We start from the raw sequence: 1328 nt of genomic DNA, 5'->3' as shown, positions 1-1328 counted from the left end.
TAAAATGTACCCCTTGTAAAGGACAATTTAAAAAAGGTTAGGCAACTTCAAGCTGCTGTCTGTATTTTGCAGGCGGTAGCTTTTTCAAATTCCATTGCCCTCGATAATGATTGTAGTAAATCATGTAGCTTTTCACTTCTTGCTTGACCTCTTCCAAGGTCATACACGTTTTAAAGTTCGTTTCATCTTTAAAATGCCCAAAAAATGATTCTTGTGGAGCGTTATCCCAACAGTTTCCTCGACGCGACATGGATTGTCCCAGCCCCATATTCTTCACAAGTTTTTGGAACTTTGGGTTCGTATAGTGGAATCCTTGATCTGAATGAATCAAAGCATCTGAGGTGAGGTGACGATACTTTTTGAGTTGTTTCAACGTCTCAATCGCAATGTCCAAACCGAGCGAAGCAGAGACTTCATAAGCTAAAATCTCATTCGTTTCAGCATCTTTAATGGTTGATAAGTAGGCTCGCTTATTTTTCCCATAAGTTAAATACGTGATGTCCGTTAATAGTACCTTGCCTGCAATCCCTTGCTTAAAAGCTCGATTTAACGTGTTAGGACAGGTTCGATGCTCATGGGTCGCTCTGGCCATACGGCGTGCGGGATTAGCTTTTCGAATCGGACAAACGATGTTGTACTTTTGCATGACACGACGAATTCGCTTGAGATTGTATGTGACTCCATATTGGTGCTCCAGCGTCATTTTGATTTGACGGGCGCCTTTCTTTCTTCCACGGTAATGGTAGGCTTTCAGAATGATCGCTTTCACTTTCTGATCGTCTTGTTCCTGTTTTTGACGATGTAACCTGGCATCTTCGCTACAATATCGGTAATAGCCCGAACGTGAAACGCCAGCAATTTCACAAAGAACGTGCACCTTGCGTTGGAAAGGGTATGTGTGCATCATCTGTTGAATCAGTTCGAATTTTTGTGGCGTACTTAATTGGATTTCTTTTTTCTCATCTGCCTTTCGAGTTGATCGAGCTTTTTTAAGAATTCATTCTCCGCTTCAAGCCATTTCATTTTCGCTTCCAATCGGGCATACTTTTCTTCAAGACTTAATTCACGGGTCAGAGGACGGCCTGAGGCGTGTTTTCTACCATCTGTTAATCCAGCAGATCCTTGTTCTTGAAAAGCCGTACGCCATCGATTGGAAGCCTTTCGAATCCGGGTTGAACCCAAGACGTCAATGGGAAAGCCCGCTTCCTGAAAAATCTCATGAGGAAGCGTACCCTGACTGTATTCTTGAATAAATCGTTCTTTAAACGCATCCGTGTACGTAATAGCTTTAGCGCTGACATTTTTCACATAGGGATTTCTTCTTAACT

Annotated in this window: 1 protein-coding gene; it reads right to left on the bottom strand. The window is 42.3% G+C overall.

Annotation, left to right across the window (positions count from 1 at the left end; translation table 11 throughout):
* Positions 1-37: 37 nt before the first annotated feature.
* Positions 38-1308 (bottom strand): IS3 family transposase gene (locus BMW94_RS30040; RefSeq protein WP_254790422.1). Its coding sequence is split into 2 segments (ribosomal slippage): positions 38-982 and positions 985-1308, totalling 1269 coding nucleotides; the frame shifts between segments, so codons are not numbered across the junction.
* Positions 1309-1328 lie beyond the last annotated feature (20 nt).

It is taken from the genome of Paenibacillus sp. OK003 (assembly GCF_900109515.1).
Taxonomy (GTDB): Bacteria; Bacillota; Bacilli; order Paenibacillales; family Paenibacillaceae; genus Paenibacillus; species Paenibacillus marchantiae.
This window is presented reverse-complemented; position numbering and strand designations above follow the sequence as displayed.